Below are 15,831 nucleotides of genomic sequence, written 5' to 3' on the forward strand. Positions count from 1 at the left end.
TTTTTTTATAAAAACGAACGAATAGCTAATTCGTAACTTTTTAACCCAAACCCAAGAATTACGCCTTTGGCATTTCCGGAAATATACGATTGATGGCGAAAGCTTTCGCGAGCATACGTATTCGAAATATGAACTTCTATAACGGGCGTGGTAACAGCTTTTATTGCATCGCCTAAACCAATAGATGTGTGGGTATAAGCGCCAGCATTCAATATTATACCATCGTAATCAAAGCCAAATTCCTGAATTTTACCGATTAATTCTCCTTCGATATTACTTTGAAAATAAGTGAGTTCGATATCAGGAAAAGCTGCATGAAGTTCTTCTAAATAATCTTCAAAAGTCGTTGAACCATATACTTCGGGTTCGCGTTTCCCTAAAAGGTTGAGGTTGGGGCCGTTAATGATGCAAATTTTCATAATGTGTTTTTTGTAAAAATAAAAAAACCGTTCTGAAATAGAGAACGGTTTTGAGAAAAGTATGTGATATTTTAGAACATGAATCCGGCCGAAAGCTGGAATACGGAGTTTTTTACATCAGCATCGGGAGCCACATCGGTTAAACCAAGTCCATAACGCGCTTGTACAAAAAAGCCATCGGTAATTTTATAACCCAATCCACCTACTAACGAAAAATCAAAGGTTTCAGAATTTTCTATATCCAAATCGTTTTTTTCGCTTACTAAAAAGGAAGCTTGTGGACCAACTTCTAGACTTAAACGATCAGCTACATAAAATTTTGCTAAAACGGGAATCGAAATGTAACCCAATTCATTTTTAAATTCCGTGTTTAAAACATCACTTGTAAGTTTTGCCCCTTGCGTAGAATATAAAAGTTCGGGTTGCACCGAAAAATTTTCTAGCAATTTAATTTCAGAAACCAAACCAGCATGAAAACTTGTAATTCCATCTGTTTGAATATCCGATCCGGTTAAGTTGGCAAAGTTAACACCACCTTTTACACCAATTTGTAATAATTGAGCTTGCATTTGAGTCATCGACGCTACGGTAAGAAGTACTCCTAAGATTATTTTTTTCATTTTTAATTTTTTTTTTTAAAGTTAAATTCATTTGTAAAATAAGTACAACTAAAACGGTTTTACTTTACATAAATTGTAAGAGGATTATTAAAATTTCCAGTTTACTTTTTTTGTTTAGCGGGTTTAAATAGCCAAAAAAGCCCAAACAAACTTGTAATGAGCTAGTTTGGGCTTTAGTATAATTAAAGGAATTCTAATTGAAATTGAATTCGGAAATGCTGTATTATTTTTCGATTTCGTGTAGATTTTCCATCTTTTTATGAGCTAAGAATCCGCTAATGTCCTCAAAATGTTCTTTTACGCGTTTATTACCAAATTCAAAAACTTTAGTAGCTAATCCATCCAAAAAGTCACGGTCGTGAGAAACCAAGATTAACGTTCCATCAAAATCACGCAAAGCATCTTTGATGATGTCCTTTGTTTTCATATCCAAGTGATTCGAAGGCTCATCCAAAATCAATAAATTAACGGGTTCTAGCAATAATTTAATCATAGCCAAACGGGTTTTTTCTCCCCCCGAAAGCACTTTTACTTTTTTGGTGATATCGTCGCCCTGAAACATAAAAGCACCTAAAATGTTTTTAATTTGAGTACGAATATCGCCTACAGCAATACTATCAATCGTTTCAAAAATGGTCATGTTTTCGTCTAATAAAGCCGCTTGGTTTTGAGCAAAATAGCCAATTTGAGCATTGTGACCAATTTCTACGCTTCCGCTGTCAATACCAATTTCTTTCATAATAGCTTTAATCATGGTCGATTTTCCTTCTCCATTTTTACCTACAAAAGCTACTTTTTGACCGCGTTCAATTACTATATTGGCATTTTTAAAAACCACATGATCACCGTACGATTTGTCTAATTCTTTAACAATCACGGGATATTGTCCCGAGCGAGCGGCAGGCGGAAATTTTAATCGCAAAGCTGAGGTGTCGACTTCATCCACCTGAACAATTTCTAATTTTTCCAACATTCGAACGCGTGATTGAACGGCATCGGTTTTAGAAAAAGTACCTTTAAAACGTTCGATGAAAGCACGATTATCAGCAATCATTTTTTGTTGTTCGTCGTAAGCTTTTTGTTGGTGAATTCGTCTGTCTTTTCGCAATTCTAAATAATGTGAATAGGTAGCTTTGTAATCGTAAATTCTTCCCATAGTAACCTCAATAGTTCTATTGGTAATATTGTCTACGAAAGCCCTGTCGTGAGAAATAACAACCACTGCTTTAGCCGAATTGATTAAAAAATCTTCCAACCATTGAATACTTTCAATGTCCATGTGGTTGGTAGGCTCATCTAATAAAATCAAATCGGGTTTACGAAGTAAGATTTTAGCCAATTCAATTCGCATGCGCCAACCTCCCGAAAATTCAGAGGTTTGACGATTCAAATCTTCTCGGTTAAAGCCAAGTCCAGTTAAGATTTTTTCGACTTCGGCTTCATAATTAATTTCTTCAATAGCGTAAAACTTTTCACTTAAGTCCGAAACGCGTTCTATCAATTTCATGTATTCGTCACTTTCGTAATCGGTGCGAATTGTGAGTTGTTCATTGATAGCATCAATTTCAGATTTCATTGTGAAAATTTCTGAAAAGGCTTTAGAAGCTTCTTCTTTTACCGTCGCCCCATCAGTGGTCAATAAATGCTGCGGCAGATAAGCCACAACAGCTTCTTTTGGTGTTGAAATACTTCCGGTTGAAGGTTTACTTTGACCCGAAATGATTTTTAAAAGCGTCGATTTTCCGGCACCATTTTTCCCCATAAGGGCAATTTTATCATTTTCGTTGATAGCAAAAGAAACATCGCTAAAAAGTGTTGTTCCGCCAAATTGTACGGAAATATCATTAATTGTAATCATTTTATAACGCTTTTAATAGGTGACAACCCTTATCGGATAAGCCTTTTTTTGAAGTTGCAAAGATAGAATTAAAAGGCAATTACTTTAATGTTAAAACTGAAAATGATTGCATTTTACCCCCAATAAAAAATCCCGCATCTTGTTTAGTGTAAGTATCAAGTTGCGGGATTAGTTTTGTGTGACGGTTTATTTATGAATTTTGATTTTTTTCCCAAATTGGGGCATTGTAAACCGAAATATCTTTAGGATTAAACTGCGGATCTTTACCTGCTTTTTTTTGTTTTTCGTAATCTTTTAAGGCTGCCAAAGCTGGTTTTTGTAGAATTAAAATAGCAATAATGTTAAACCAAGCCATCAATCCCACGCCTAAATCGCCAATATCCCACGCCAATTTAGCTGTATTTACACTTCCGTATACAATAATCAACAACATGGTGATTTTTAATAAATGGATAAAAATGGGAGACTTTATTTTTTTTGTTAAGTACGAAACATTGGTTTCGGCTATGTAATAATAGGCTAGGATAGTGGTAAAAGCAAAGAAAAACAAAGCAAAGGCAACAAAATACGAGCCTACTCCTGGGAAAAGAGTGTCCATCGCACTTTGAGTATAACCGGCTCCTGGACTCACGCTGGCTAATCCTGAATACAAAAATTCAGAGGCACCTGCTGTTCCAAAAGCTGGATTTTGAACATTATAAGTGCCTGTAATTAAAATCATAAAACCTGTAGCGGAACATACTAATAATGTGTCAATATAAACAGAGAAAGCTTGAACCAAACCTTGCTTAGTAGGGTGCGAAACATTGGCGGCTGCTGCAATATGTGGCGCAGAACCTTGTCCGGCTTCGTTAGAATAAATACCTCTCTTTACACCCCATTGAACGGCTAAACCAAATACAGCACCAAAACTGGCTTCTTGGTTAAAAGCACTTTTAAAAATTAAAACAATGATTTCGGGCAAACGATGGATATCCATGACAACTATTATAACTGATGCCAAGATATAAGCTGCAGCCATAAAAGGAACAATAAGCTCGGTAAATTTGGCAATTCGTTTAACACCTCCAAAAACGATGGCGGCAAATATTAAGGCTAAGCCAATACCACTTATCCAAGTATTTAGTTGAAAAGCATTTTGAAATCCTTCTGCGACTGAATTGGCTTGTACGCCAGGTAATAAAACCCCCATGGCTACAACGGCAACAATGGCAAAAGCGGTTGCAAACCATTTAACTCCTAGACCCTGTTCGATGTAAAATGAAGGTCCACCGCGCAATAAGCCTTTGTTTTCTTCTTTATAAATTTGTGCCAATGTGGCTTCAATAAAGGCTGTACTAGCGCCTAAAAAAGCGACTATCCACATCCAAAATAAAGCGCCGGGTCCACCAAAAGCAATGGCTGTAGCTACACCTGCAATGTTACCCGTTCCCACTCTTCCTGCCAAAGACATTGATAAAGCTTGAAAAGAAGAAACTCCCGACTCTGAACTTTCACCATCAAATAACAAACGAAACATTTCCCGGAAATGGCGAACTTGTAAAAACCGTGTTCGTAATGAAAAATAAAGTCCTGCTCCTAAACACAATACAATCAAAGCATTGCTCCATACAATTTCATTCAAAAACGCTACCATTTCTTCCATAAAGTCGAGTTGTTATTTTTTTAATTATTAAAAATGCAATGAATTTTTTCAAAAGTGAAAAATACGGGATAAAACTATAACTTCTACCGATAATAAACTAATAGAATAGAAGATAAATGCAGTAAAAATGAATAAAATTTAAAAAACATAGTTTGTAAGAAAACATTTTAATTTAATAAACATGTTTTGTTTTAGTTAAAATAAAATCAATTTCATATTTAATTGGCTAAAAAAACAAAAGAGCTTTACAGGTAATTGAAAAAGCTCTTTTGGGATAGGTATTTTAATAAGTGATTATTCTTTACGCCATTTTTTTGTTTCTTCGAAAACATGTTCTAAAATGGCTGCTTCTTTTTCGTCAAAAGCAATATTACGACGACTCATTACCAAGCGAGCAGTTTCAAAAGCTTTTTTGGTGATGTAGGTGGTGAAACCAGAAGCGCCTCCCCAAGAAAAACTCGGAATAAAATTGCGAGGATAACCCGAACCAAAAATATTGGCACTAACTCCCACAACTGTTCCGGTATTAAACATGGTGTTGATGCCGCATTTGCTGTGGTCGCCCATCATCAATCCGCAAAATTGCAAACCGGTTTTGCTAAAACTTTCCGTTTCGTAGTTCCATAGTTTGACTTCTTCGTAATTGTTTTTTAGGTTCGAATTGTTGCTGTCGGCGCCAATATTACACCATTCACCTAAAACGGAATCACCTAAAAATCCTTCGTGCCCTTTGTTCGAATTGGCAAAAATAACCGCATTTTTTACTTCTCCTCCAATTCTAGAACCGACTCCCACAGTTGTTGCGCCGTACACTTTAGCTCCCATTTTTACTTGAGCATTTTCGCATAAAGCAAAAGGACCTCGAATTACGGTGTTTTCCATAATTTCGGTATTTTTTCCAATATAAATGGGACCTGTAGAAGCATTTAAGGTTACAAATTCTAGTTTGGCGCCTTCTTCAATAAAGATGTTTTCGGGAGCAATTACGTTTACGCTTTTCGGAATGGGTTGCGATTTTCGGTCTTCAGTTAAAAAACGGAAATCTTCGCGAATAGCCGCATCATTTTTAGAAAAAATATCCCAAGTGTGTTCGATAGTTAGACAAGGCTCGGTGAAAGAAATGATTTCATAAGTGTCAAAATCAATATCATCTTGGTTTTCTTTGGCATAAAAAGCCACTACGGTATCGTTACTAAAAATGGCCTGATTTTCGGTTAAATCCTGAATTAGATTTACCAGGTTTTCAGTTGGCAAAAAGGAAGCGTTAATCATGATGTTTTCTTCCATTTCGACCATCGGATATTTTTCTGATAAATAATCTTCGGTGATAGTGGTAATTGTTGATCCCAATCGCATTTCCCATTTTTGCCTAATGGTTGTAATTCCGACTAAAATATCGGCGACAGGTCGAGTAAATGTGAAAGGCAAAAGCGCATTTCGTGCTGGCCCATCAAAAAGGATGTAGTTCATGTTGAATATTTGGTTTTTAGGAGTGGTTATTTCTAAATACGGATCAAAGTTACAAAGTTTTTGATGCTAAAGTTGCGTTTTATTGGTTTTGAGTTGCGTTAAAAGCAAAAAAAAGCCTCCGGTAAGGAGGCTTTGGTAATATAAAAACAGGTTCTTATTTTTTAACGTGTTTTGCGTATTTTGTTTTGAACTTGTCAATACGTCCTGCAGTATCGATAAGTTTAGATTTGCCAGTATAAAAAGGGTGAGATGTTCTAGAAATCTCCATTTTTACAACAGGATACTCAACTCCATCAACTTCAATCGTTTCTTTTGTATCTGCAGTAGATTTAGTGATAAAAATATCGTCGTTAGACATGTCTTTAAATGCAACTAATCTGTAATTCTCAGGGTGGATTCCTTTTTTCATCTTTTTTTTATTTGATAATTGAGAGTGTTCTTATTTTGAAGCTTCCTTGTTTAAAAGAAAGGTGTAAATACAACTGCTCCTTTTTTGTTATGTAATTTTAATTATTTTAAGCCTGCAAATTTACAATTATTTTTCAATAAACAAATCTTTGTTTTTATTTTTTTTGGTTAAATTTAGGAAAATGAATTTCCGTTGGCATATTAGCGGAATTACTATATTTGTGAATTAATTTAAATAAGGAAGTATGATAAACGAAATCGTCAAAAAAAACGGGATTACTTTTGGTGTTATTATGGGAGTTGTCTCGGCTTTGTTAACCAGTGCAATTTATGCAATTGACTTAAAATTGTTTACCTCGTGGTGGTTAGGTATCGTTACCATTCTTTTTTATATTGTTATTGCTATTGTTTTATTGAATAAAACCAAAAAGGAAATCGGCTTTTTCTCATATAAAGATGCTTTTACTACTTATTTTATTTCGGCTTTAGTGGCTGTAATCATTACAACACTTTTTAATATACTTCTTTTTAATGTAATTGATCCTGGCGCAAAGGACACTTTAAACGAAATTGTGGTAAAATATACTGTCGAAATGATGCAAAAATTTAATGCACCCGCTGCCTCGATTAATGAAACCATTGCAAAAATGAAAGACAACGACCAATATAGTGTGGGGAACTTGCTTAAAGGAGCTGCTTCTAATTTGGTAATTAGTGCAATTTTCGGATTAATAATGGCTGCAATTTTTAAAAGCAGAACGCCTCAAGAATAAAAAATAAATGAATTTATCCATATTAATACCGCTTTTAAACGAAGCAGAATCGTTGCAAGAACTTTATACTTGGATTGTTAAAGTGATGCAAGTAAACAATTACAGTTACGAAATTATTTTTGTTGATGATGGAAGTAGCGACAATTCTTGGGCAATTATTGAACAATTTTCGCAAGAAAACCCCAATGTAAAAGGAATTCGGTTCATGAAAAATTTTGGAAAATCGCAAGCCCTACACGCAGGATTTGCAAAAGCACAAGGTGATGTTATCATTACTATGGATGCCGATTTACAAGATAGTCCCGAAGAGATCCCAGATCTTTATGATATGATTATCAAACAAAAATACGATTTGGTATCAGGTTGGAAGAAAAAAAGGTATGATTCGGTGGTTGCCAAAAATATTCCTTCTAAATTATTCAATTGGGCGGCTCGCAAAACATCAGGCGTGCAATTAAATGATTTTAATTGCGGATTAAAAGCCTATAAAAATGTAGTGGTTAAAAATGTTGAAGTTTCGGGTGAAATGCACCGTTATATTCCTGTTTTGGCTAAAAATGCTGGTTTTCCTAAAATTGGAGAAAAAGTGGTACAACACCAAGCCCGTAAATACGGCGAAACCAAATTCGGGATGGAGCGTTTTATAAACGGATTTCTCGATTTAATTACAATCTGGTTTTTATCGCGTTTCGGAAAAAGACCCATGCATTTATTTGGAGCAGTCGGTTCTTTGATGTTTTTTATTGGTTTTTTTCTGGCTTTTTATATCGGTGCCATGAAATTGTATTCGTTGTATAACGATATGCATTATAGTTTGGTAACCCGAAATCCGTGGTTTTTTATTGCACTCACTACCATGATTTTAGGAACTCAATTGTTTTTGGCAGGATTTTTAGGCGAAATTATTTTAAGAACCAAAAATAACGAAGCGCGGTATAAAATAGGAAAAGAATTAAATTTTTAATTAGTAAATAAAGCTAACCAAGCAAAAGTATTATTTTAAATACACGACATTATGAATATTGAACCAACTATTTTAGATGCGGTAAACAAGTGGTTAACACCAGCTTTTGATGCCAAAACACAAGAAGAAGTAAATGAATTAATGACAACGGCTCCTAAAGAACTAGAAGATAGTTTTTATAAAGATTTAGAGTTCGGAACCGGTGGTATGCGGGGTGTTATGGGTGTTGGTGATAACCGAATTAACAAATACACGCTCGGTAAAAATACCCAAGGTTTGTCTAATTACTTACACGAAGTTTTTCCAAATCAAGAAATTAAAGTTGTAATTGCATACGATTGTCGTCATAATAGTGATACGTTGGCAAAAATCGTTGCGGATGTGTTTTCGGCAAACGGAATCAAAGTGTATTTGTTTTCAGAATTAAGACCAACACCCGAGTTGTCTTTTGCGCTGAAACACCTAAAATGTCAATGCGGAATCGTATTAACAGCATCACATAATCCGCCAGAATACAACGGATATAAAGTATATTGGCAAGATGGCGGACAAATAGTACCACCAGAAGATGCGGCTATTATCAATGCCATAGAAAAACTGAACTACGACCAAATTAAATTTGCAGCACAAGATAATTTAATCGAATACATCAATACCGAAATTGACAACGCTTTTATAAAATCATCTATTGAAAATGCTAGTTTTAATACACCTCAAAGTGCCAAAGATGAATTAGAAATTGTGTTTACCTCTTTGCACGGGACTTCTATTAAATCAATCCCGGCGGTTTTAGAAACGGCAGGTTATAAAAACGTACATATTGTGCCAGAACAAGCCGAGCCTAATGGTGATTTCCCTACTGTAAAATCACCTAATCCCGAAGAGCCTGAGGCGTTAACGATGGCTTTGGCTTTGGCCGAAAAAACCAATGCTGATATCGTAGTGGGCACTGATCCCGATTGTGACCGATTGGGAGTAGCAGTTCGAAATAATGATGGTAAAATGATTTTGTTAAACGGGAATCAAACCATGGTTTTAATGACTTCTTTTTTGTTGAAAGAATGGAAAAAAGCCGGAAAATTAAATGGCAAGCAATTTGTAGGGTCTACTATCGTATCTACTCCAATGATTATGGAATTGGCTAGCAGTTATGGTGTAGAATGTAAAGTTGGTTTAACCGGCTTTAAATGGATTGCCAAAATGATAAAAGATTTTCCAGAACTCGAGTTTATTGGTGGAGGAGAAGAAAGTTTTGGTTTCATGGTTGGAGATGCGGTTCGCGATAAAGATGCTGTGGCTGCTACTTTGTTAATTTGCGAAGTGGCCGCACAAGCCAAAGCGAAAGGGAGTAGTGTATACCAAGAATTACAACAATTGTATGTAGAAAATGGTTTTTATAAAGAGTATTTGGTTTCTTTGACAAAAAAAGGAATGGAAGGACTTCAAGAAATCAATCAAATGATGGTCGATTTACGCGAAAATCCGATGAAAGAAATAAACGGACAACGTGTTATTATGGTAGAAGATTACCAATCATCAACTGCTTTAAATTTATTGACTCAAGAGGTTTCTGATTTGACTTTTCCAAAATCAAATGTCTTGATTTATTATACCGAAGACGGCTCTAAAATATGTGCACGACCAAGTGGTACCGAGCCCAAAATTAAATTTTATATCAGCGTAAATGCTGCTATCGAAAATGTGAGTGAAATTACAGAAGCAGAGGCCTTTTTAGACCAAAAAATTGCCTCTATAATTTCGGAAATGCAACTAAAATAAAATAATGGATAATAATTTAAAAAAGCTTATTCCTTTTGTAGCCAATTATAAAAAACACATTTACCTAAATGTGTTTTTTAATATTTTCTATGCCCTTTTTTCAACCTTATTAATGGTATCGATGATACCAACTTTAAATGTACTTTTTGGTCTTAATAAAAAAGTCCACCAAGCGCCCATTTATACAGGTATTGGACATATAAAAGGTTTTGCCGAGGAGTATTTGAACTATCAAATAACCATTTTAACAGAAAATAGTGGTTTTAAAATAGCGCTATTGTTTGTTATTTCCATAATTATAATCACTGCTTTTTTAAAGAATATTACCAATTATTTTGCTTCTTATCATGTGACTCGATTAAGAAATGGAGTGCTGAGGGATATGCGTCAAAAATTATATGCAAAAATTGTAAGTTTACCTGTTTCCTATTATTCCGAAAAAAGAAAGGGTGATGTAATGGCGCGAATGTTGGGCGATATCAACGATGTCCAAAATTCCTTTTTTCAAATATTAGAATTGGTGGTGCGCGAACCGTTAACGATTTTATTTTCTATCGTGACAATGTTTATTATCAGTCCTAAATTAACGTTGTTTGTTTTTGTTTTTATTCCGGTTTCAGGAATAATTATTTCGAGAATCGGGAAAAATTTGAAACACAAATCCATTAAAGCCCAAAACGAAAATGGTATTTTTATTTCTATTGTCGATGAGACTTTAGGTGGACTAAAAGTGGTAAAAGGTTACAATGCCGAAAAATCGTTCATTCAAAAATTTGACGATTCGATAAATCGATTGTTACGTCTTTCTAATAGTATTGGGAACAAGAATAATCTAGCTTCGCCTTTGAGTGAATTTTTAGGAATTGTCACTATCGCCGTTTTGTTGTGGTTTGGTGCGCAACTGGTGGTAGAAGATAAATCGATTACATCGGCAACGTTTATTACTTATATTGCGTTGGCTTACACAATTTTAACGCCTGCAAAAGCCATTTCAAGAGCTTCTTATCAGGTGAAAACAGGATTGGCTGCTGCCGAAAGAGTCTTTAGTTTGATGGATCAGGAAAATATAATCGTAGATAAACCGAATGCCATAAACAAAGAAACGTTTGACGATGCCATTCGTTTAGAAAATATTAATTTCCGATACGAAAAAGAAAATGTGCTGAAGCAGTTTACACTCGAAATTCCGAAAGGAAAAACAGTAGCGCTTGTAGGACAATCGGGTTCAGGAAAAAGTACTATTGCCAATTTATTAACTCGTTTTTACGATGTTAACGAAGGTAAAATTACGATTGATAATGTCGATATTAAAGACTTGTCAATGCAATCGCTTCGGGATTTGATGGGCTTGGTTACGCAGGATTCTATTTTGTTTAATGATACCATCAAATACAATATTGCTTTAGGAAAACCCGGAGCAACCGATGAAGAAATTATCGAAGCATTAAAAATTGCCAATGCCTATGAATTTGTTAAAGATTTACCGTTAGGCATCGAAACCAATGTAGGAGATAGTGGCAACAAATTATCGGGAGGTCAAAAACAACGTTTGTCAATAGCAAGAGCGGTTTTGAAAAATCCACCGATTATGGTTTTAGACGAAGCAACTTCGGCTTTGGATACCGAAAGCGAAAAATTAGTACAAGTTGCGCTCGAAAATATGATGCAAAACCGAACTTCAGTAGTTATTGCTCACCGTTTATCGACCATTCAAAAAGCGGATATCATTGTGGTGATGCAAAAAGGGCAAATTGTAGAGCAAGGCAGTCATGATGAGTTAATTAAACGTAATGGGATGTACAATAAATTGGTAAGCATGCAGTCGTTTGAATAATTTAAAGTAAATTTAAACTACAAAAATAGCCTAGCATGTATGTCAAACATCCTAATATTAAATTGCCTGATGACCCCGATACGGTAGTATGGAAATATTTGGATTTGTCTAAGTTTTTAGATTTACTGCTTTCTAAAAAATTATTCATGTCGCGTTCGGATAAATTTGAAGATCAGTACGAAGGCACTTTTAGCGAACCTACTTTTGGTGAAATTAAAAAATTAGCCGAAAATAATCCGGACTTTTTAAAATATTACAAGACACATCGCGAACATGTGGCTATTAGTAGCTGGCATATTAACGAATACGAATCCTTTGCCATGTGGCAAATTTTTACTCAAAATAGCGAAGGCTTGGCCATACAATCAACGGTTGGTCGTTTGCAAAAGGCTTTAAATCCGGAAAATAATTTCAATCAATATATTGGTGAAGTAAATTATATCGATTACAAAAAAGAATACATTCCGTTTGATGATTTGTTTTTTCCTTTTTTGTTCAAACGAAAAAGTTTTCAATATGAACGAGAAGTTCGCATTATTACCGATACTTCGCACACCGGACAAAAACTGAATGACGGCTTAAAAATCAATGTAGATTTGCAACACCTTATCGAAAAATTATACATTCATCCCAAATCGGAAAATTGGTATAAAAAACTGGTCATTGAGTTAATGAAGCAGCTTGATTTTGATATTGCCATCGAAAAATCTGACTTAGAAAGTGATATTTTGATATAAAAAAACCACTCGTTTTTATCGGAGTGGTTTGCTTTTCTTCATAGAAAAAATCAAATAGGTTGATAATTTTTTACTTCCCATTTAGTAGAGTTCAACTCAATATAATTGTAATGTAAGACATCATTTTTGTCAAATTGTCCGTTTTTGTTGGTGTCTTCTATGGTTCTAAAATACAAACGGTTTTTAAACTCAACCAAATTCCAATCAATTAATTCCTGAAAATCTGCTGACTTTTTGGTAAAATTATCGCCACCCATATAGCTTAAATACAGTGCTTTAATGTCCCCAGTGTCAATTTTTCCATCTTGATTGGTGTCGGTATCAATCATGGTGTAAACCATAATTTGGTTGTTCGTTTTATCAGCAATTGGTTTCAAATAAGTAGCTGTCAAAATTAAAGCGGGTTTGTCTGTCAACGGTCTAATCGAATCCGAATCAATTCTTTGAAATTTAAGATTTTGTAAATAACCAGTAATTTCATATTCGCCCAAATTGGATATGGTAAAACTCAAATCGTTTACACTCGAACTCCCGTAGCGGGCTTTTACACCTCGCTCGTACACACTTAAATCGCCTACAGGATGAATAAGATATTGCGTGCCCTGCATTTGAATGGGTAAGTCGGCAACAGCTATTTGAGAAGAATCTATTTTGGTTGTTATTTTGCTGGTTTTAGCATCGTAAGTCACTTTGGGTTGCTCGGGTGCTTGCTCTTTGCAACTTGCCAAGCATAAAGCTAAAACGGCGCTTATGAAAAATGGAAATTGTTTCATTTTATTTTTCTTAAATATAATTTCAAATGTAAGGAATTTGAATTATTAAAAATGTTAATCCTTAATTTTTGCGGTGTAATTTATTCCTCTCGATTATAGGCGCATATTTACTTTTACATTAAAAACCCTCGAGGTCATATAATTAGGAATAGCATATTCGTTTTTAGAATATACATCGCGAACCCAAGTATTGGTAATGGCATTTTGATTGTTGAAAAGATTGAAAATTTCTAAGCCTACAGCCAATTCTTTAAAATTATTCAGCCAATTTTGTTTGTTTCGAATGGTATTGGCATCGATAAAAACTTTAGAAAATCCAACATCAGCTCTTCGGTAATCGTTAAGTCGGTTTTGATACAAATATGGATCCGAATAGGAGGGAGCCCCGCCCGGAAGTCCGGTGTTGTAAACCAAGTTCAAATAAATTTTTACACTTGGAATAGCCGGCATATAATCCTGAAACAAAAGAGCGAACTTCAAACGTTGATCGGTTGGTCGTGCAATATACCCTTTGTTGTCGTAGTTTTCTTCGGTCTTTAAATATCCAAAACTCAACCAAGATTCGGTGCCAGGAACAAACTCCCCATTCAAACGTAAATCGAGTCCTTGTGCGTAGGCTTTGGCGTTGTTATTGGCGATGTACCGAATACGGACGTTATCAATATTGTAAACGTTGACATCGTTGAGTGATTTATAATAGATTTCGCTGACCAACTTAAATGGGCGTTGCCACATTTTAAACTGATAATCATTGCCTAATACAATTTGAGCCGATTGTTGTGCTTTTACATTGGGTTGCACATCTCCATTGTAATCGCGAAGTTCTCGGTAAAAAGGGGGTTGATAATACAATCCACCCGATAGTCTGAAAACCATATTGGCAGTCCAATTGGGTTGAAGTGCAATTTGTGCTCTCGGACTAAATACCAATTGAGTATCACCTGAAATAGATGCTCCCGAAACTTGCCAATCCTGAAAACGAACTCCAGCATTATACCAAATTTGATTGTTACCAAGGTTGCTTTTTTGATTCCATTGTACAAATCCCGAGTAGCGATTAATGGTATTAAAATTGGTTGCGTTTCGGTTTTGATAAGGAACTATTGGCCCTGTATAAGCGCTATAGGGTTGGTTATTATTCGGAAAATCCAAAATGGGTGGGTTTATCGAAAATCCGGCCGAATCAATTACTTCCCATTCGTTTATCCTGTCACGGATAGATTCTCGGGTATATTTAACACCCCATTCAACACTGTTTTGATTCCAAAAATGATTTCCTTTTAATTCGATATTCGCAATTAAAGCATCCAAATCATTGCGGGCATGGTTAAGTTGCGAGCCAATTCCGGTTGCATAATCTACATCCCCTACTTCGGCATTGGTAGGTTTTAAAAGGTATTGACCTAAAATATCATAATGTTCTTGTTCGGTAGTGTGATACAAAGAACCAATTACTTTAATGGTGCTGCTTTCTGAAAGTTTGTGAGTTGATTTAACAGCGCCAAAATAAGTTTCGTATTCATTTTTTTCTCGACCTTCATAATAAATTGCTAAGGTTAAAGGTTGATCTATTGTACCAAATTTGGTTTCGCGAGTTAAAGGTTGGTAGAGGTATTTATTTTGAGAAACGGCTCCTAAAAAACTCAGCTCCCACTGGTCTGAAACCTGATAATTAATATTGGTTTGTGCATCTAAAAAAGTCGGAGTATAATTGGTTTGGGTATCTTGACTGTTAACCAACATGCTGTTGTTGCGATAGCGAACTCCGGTAACGCCACTCCACTTTTTATTTTTTGAAACAAAATCAAAACCTGCGTTAACGCCTAATAAACTCGCTTGTAAATAGCTCGAAAATTCAGTTGGTTTTCGGTACGTAATGTCTAATACAGAGGAAAGTTTGTCGCCGTATTTGGCTTGAAATCCGCCAGCCGAAAAATCAATGTTTTGAACTAAATCGGTATTAATAAAACTCAAACCCTCTTGTTGTCCGGAACGAATTAAAAAAGGGCGGTACACTTCGATGTCATTTACGTAAACTAAATTTTCATCATAATTTCCGCCTCGCACTGCGTATTGTGTACTGAATTCGTTGTTAGAATTTACCCCTGGTAAAGTTTTTAAAACATTTTCAATGCCTTCGTTTGCTCCTGGAATTTTCCGAACCGTTGCGGTACTCAAAGAAACAATTCCGTTAACCCGCTTAGAGTTGGATTGTGTGATGACTACCTCTCCAATTTGTTCGGTTTCTTCTTTCATTACAGGATTAAAAACGTAATATTCATTAGGTTGTAACTGCAACTGAAGCGTTATCATTTTCAAAGAAAGATGTGTGAAAATTAAAGTTACTTTTTTGTTTGAAGGAACTTCAATAGTGTACGAACCATCTTTTTGAGATTGCGTTTGTTTTCCGGAACAATTAATATTTACGTTTTCGACAGTGGTCTGATTGGAATCTAAAATAACACCTTTAACAAAGGCATTTTGTGCACTTACCGAAAATCCTAATCCAGCAAAAAAACATAGGAAGGCTATTTTGAACGTATTCAATCGA

Annotated in this window: 13 protein-coding genes; 5 read left to right on the forward strand and 8 right to left on the reverse strand. The window is 35.2% G+C overall.

Features of this window, described 5'->3' with window-relative positions; all coding sequences use genetic code 11:
• Nucleotides 1–5 precede the first annotated feature (5 nt).
• The 6 genes from aroQ to I5M07_RS15270 form a co-directional block, all read right to left on the reverse strand.
• The gene (gene aroQ / locus I5M07_RS15245; RefSeq protein ID WP_200107310.1) at nucleotides 6–419 is read right to left on the reverse strand and encodes a type II 3-dehydroquinate dehydratase; all 414 of its coding nucleotides are present in this window, start codon (nucleotides 417–419) and stop codon (nucleotides 6–8) included.
• Between the two features lie 71 nt (nucleotides 420–490).
• The gene (locus tag I5M07_RS15250; RefSeq protein WP_200107311.1) at nucleotides 491–1,039 is read right to left on the reverse strand and encodes a porin family protein; all 549 of its coding nucleotides are present in this window, start codon (nucleotides 1,037–1,039) and stop codon (nucleotides 491–493) included.
• Between the two features lie 223 nt (nucleotides 1,040–1,262).
• Nucleotides 1,263–2,897, reverse strand: a complete 1,635-nt coding sequence (locus tag I5M07_RS15255) for an ABC-F family ATP-binding cassette domain-containing protein (protein ID WP_200107312.1) — start codon at nucleotides 2,895–2,897, stop codon at nucleotides 1,263–1,265.
• A 190-nt stretch (nucleotides 2,898–3,087) separates the two neighbouring features.
• A complete protein-coding gene (locus tag I5M07_RS15260) occupies nucleotides 3,088–4,542 on the reverse strand; it encodes an alanine/glycine:cation symporter family protein (protein ID WP_200107313.1) in 1,455 nt (484 codons plus the stop codon).
• 294 nt (nucleotides 4,543–4,836) lie between these two features.
• Nucleotides 4,837–6,012 carry a GlmU family protein gene (locus I5M07_RS15265; RefSeq protein ID WP_200107314.1) on the reverse strand — a complete coding sequence of 392 codons (1,176 nt, stop codon included), beginning with the start codon at nucleotides 6,010–6,012 and terminating at the stop codon, nucleotides 4,837–4,839.
• 154 nt (nucleotides 6,013–6,166) lie between these two features.
• A complete protein-coding gene (locus I5M07_RS15270) occupies nucleotides 6,167–6,421 on the reverse strand; it encodes a type B 50S ribosomal protein L31 (RefSeq protein WP_200107315.1) in 255 nt (84 codons plus the stop codon).
• A gap of 244 nt (nucleotides 6,422–6,665) precedes the next feature.
• Between I5M07_RS15270 and I5M07_RS15275 the strand changes: the two genes are divergently transcribed.
• Genes I5M07_RS15275 through I5M07_RS15295 form a run of 5 tightly spaced genes read left to right on the forward strand, consistent with a single transcriptional unit; the run spans nucleotide 6,666 to nucleotide 12,507 of the window.
• Nucleotides 6,666–7,193: a DUF4199 domain-containing protein gene (locus I5M07_RS15275; protein ID WP_200107316.1), complete on the forward strand. Its 528-nt coding sequence runs from the start codon at nucleotides 6,666–6,668 to the stop codon at nucleotides 7,191–7,193.
• A gap of 7 nt (nucleotides 7,194–7,200) precedes the next feature.
• Nucleotides 7,201–8,157, forward strand: coding sequence for a glycosyltransferase family 2 protein (locus I5M07_RS15280; protein WP_200107317.1), 957 nt, complete (start codon nucleotides 7,201–7,203; stop codon nucleotides 8,155–8,157).
• A gap of 51 nt (nucleotides 8,158–8,208) precedes the next feature.
• Nucleotides 8,209–9,936, forward strand: coding sequence for a phospho-sugar mutase (locus I5M07_RS15285; protein WP_200107318.1), 1,728 nt, complete (start codon nucleotides 8,209–8,211; stop codon nucleotides 9,934–9,936).
• 4 nt (nucleotides 9,937–9,940) lie between these two features.
• The gene (locus I5M07_RS15290; RefSeq protein WP_200107319.1) at nucleotides 9,941–11,770 is read left to right on the forward strand and encodes an ABC transporter ATP-binding protein; all 1,830 of its coding nucleotides are present in this window, start codon (nucleotides 9,941–9,943) and stop codon (nucleotides 11,768–11,770) included.
• Between the two features lie 35 nt (nucleotides 11,771–11,805).
• Nucleotides 11,806–12,507, forward strand: coding sequence for a DUF2971 domain-containing protein (locus tag I5M07_RS15295; RefSeq protein ID WP_200107320.1), 702 nt, complete (start codon nucleotides 11,806–11,808; stop codon nucleotides 12,505–12,507).
• 50 nt (nucleotides 12,508–12,557) lie between these two features.
• Here I5M07_RS15295 and I5M07_RS15300 read toward each other — a convergent pair whose 3' ends face one another.
• Nucleotides 12,558–13,280 (reverse strand): CREC-EF hand family protein, encoded by a 723-nt coding sequence (locus tag I5M07_RS15300; RefSeq protein ID WP_200107321.1) that lies wholly within the window; start codon nucleotides 13,278–13,280, stop codon nucleotides 12,558–12,560.
• A 93-nt stretch (nucleotides 13,281–13,373) separates the two neighbouring features.
• Nucleotides 13,374–15,827 carry a TonB-dependent receptor gene (locus tag I5M07_RS15305; protein ID WP_233622083.1) on the reverse strand — a complete coding sequence of 818 codons (2,454 nt, stop codon included), beginning with the start codon at nucleotides 15,825–15,827 and terminating at the stop codon, nucleotides 13,374–13,376.
• Between the last annotated feature and the right edge of the window lie 4 nt (nucleotides 15,828–15,831).

The organism is Flavobacterium agrisoli, from assembly GCF_016522065.1.
Lineage (GTDB): Bacteria > Bacteroidota > Bacteroidia > Flavobacteriales > Flavobacteriaceae > Flavobacterium > Flavobacterium agrisoli.

Coding starts and splice junctions, on each gene's coding strand:
- I5M07_RS15260 (WP_200107313.1), bottom strand. CDS start 4,542: ATGGAAGAAATGGTAGCGTTTTTGAATGAAATTGTATGGAGCAATGCT.
- I5M07_RS15250 (WP_200107311.1), bottom strand. CDS start 1,039: ATGAAAAAAATAATCTTAGGAGTACTTCTTACCGTAGCGTCGATGACT.
- I5M07_RS15280 (WP_200107317.1), top strand. CDS start 7,201: ATGAATTTATCCATATTAATACCGCTTTTAAACGAAGCAGAATCGTTG.
- I5M07_RS15270 (WP_200107315.1), bottom strand. CDS start 6,421: ATGAAAAAAGGAATCCACCCTGAGAATTACAGATTAGTTGCATTTAAA.
- aroQ (WP_200107310.1), bottom strand. CDS start 419: ATGAAAATTTGCATCATTAACGGCCCCAACCTCAACCTTTTAGGGAAA.
- I5M07_RS15300 (WP_200107321.1), bottom strand. CDS start 13,280: ATGAAACAATTTCCATTTTTCATAAGCGCCGTTTTAGCTTTATGCTTG.
- I5M07_RS15285 (WP_200107318.1), top strand. CDS start 8,209: ATGAATATTGAACCAACTATTTTAGATGCGGTAAACAAGTGGTTAACA.
- I5M07_RS15265 (WP_200107314.1), bottom strand. CDS start 6,012: ATGAACTACATCCTTTTTGATGGGCCAGCACGAAATGCGCTTTTGCCT.
- I5M07_RS15290 (WP_200107319.1), top strand. CDS start 9,941: ATGGATAATAATTTAAAAAAGCTTATTCCTTTTGTAGCCAATTATAAA.
- I5M07_RS15295 (WP_200107320.1), top strand. CDS start 11,806: ATGTATGTCAAACATCCTAATATTAAATTGCCTGATGACCCCGATACG.
- I5M07_RS15275 (WP_200107316.1), top strand. CDS start 6,666: ATGATAAACGAAATCGTCAAAAAAAACGGGATTACTTTTGGTGTTATT.
- I5M07_RS15255 (WP_200107312.1), bottom strand. CDS start 2,897: ATGATTACAATTAATGATATTTCCGTACAATTTGGCGGAACAACACTT.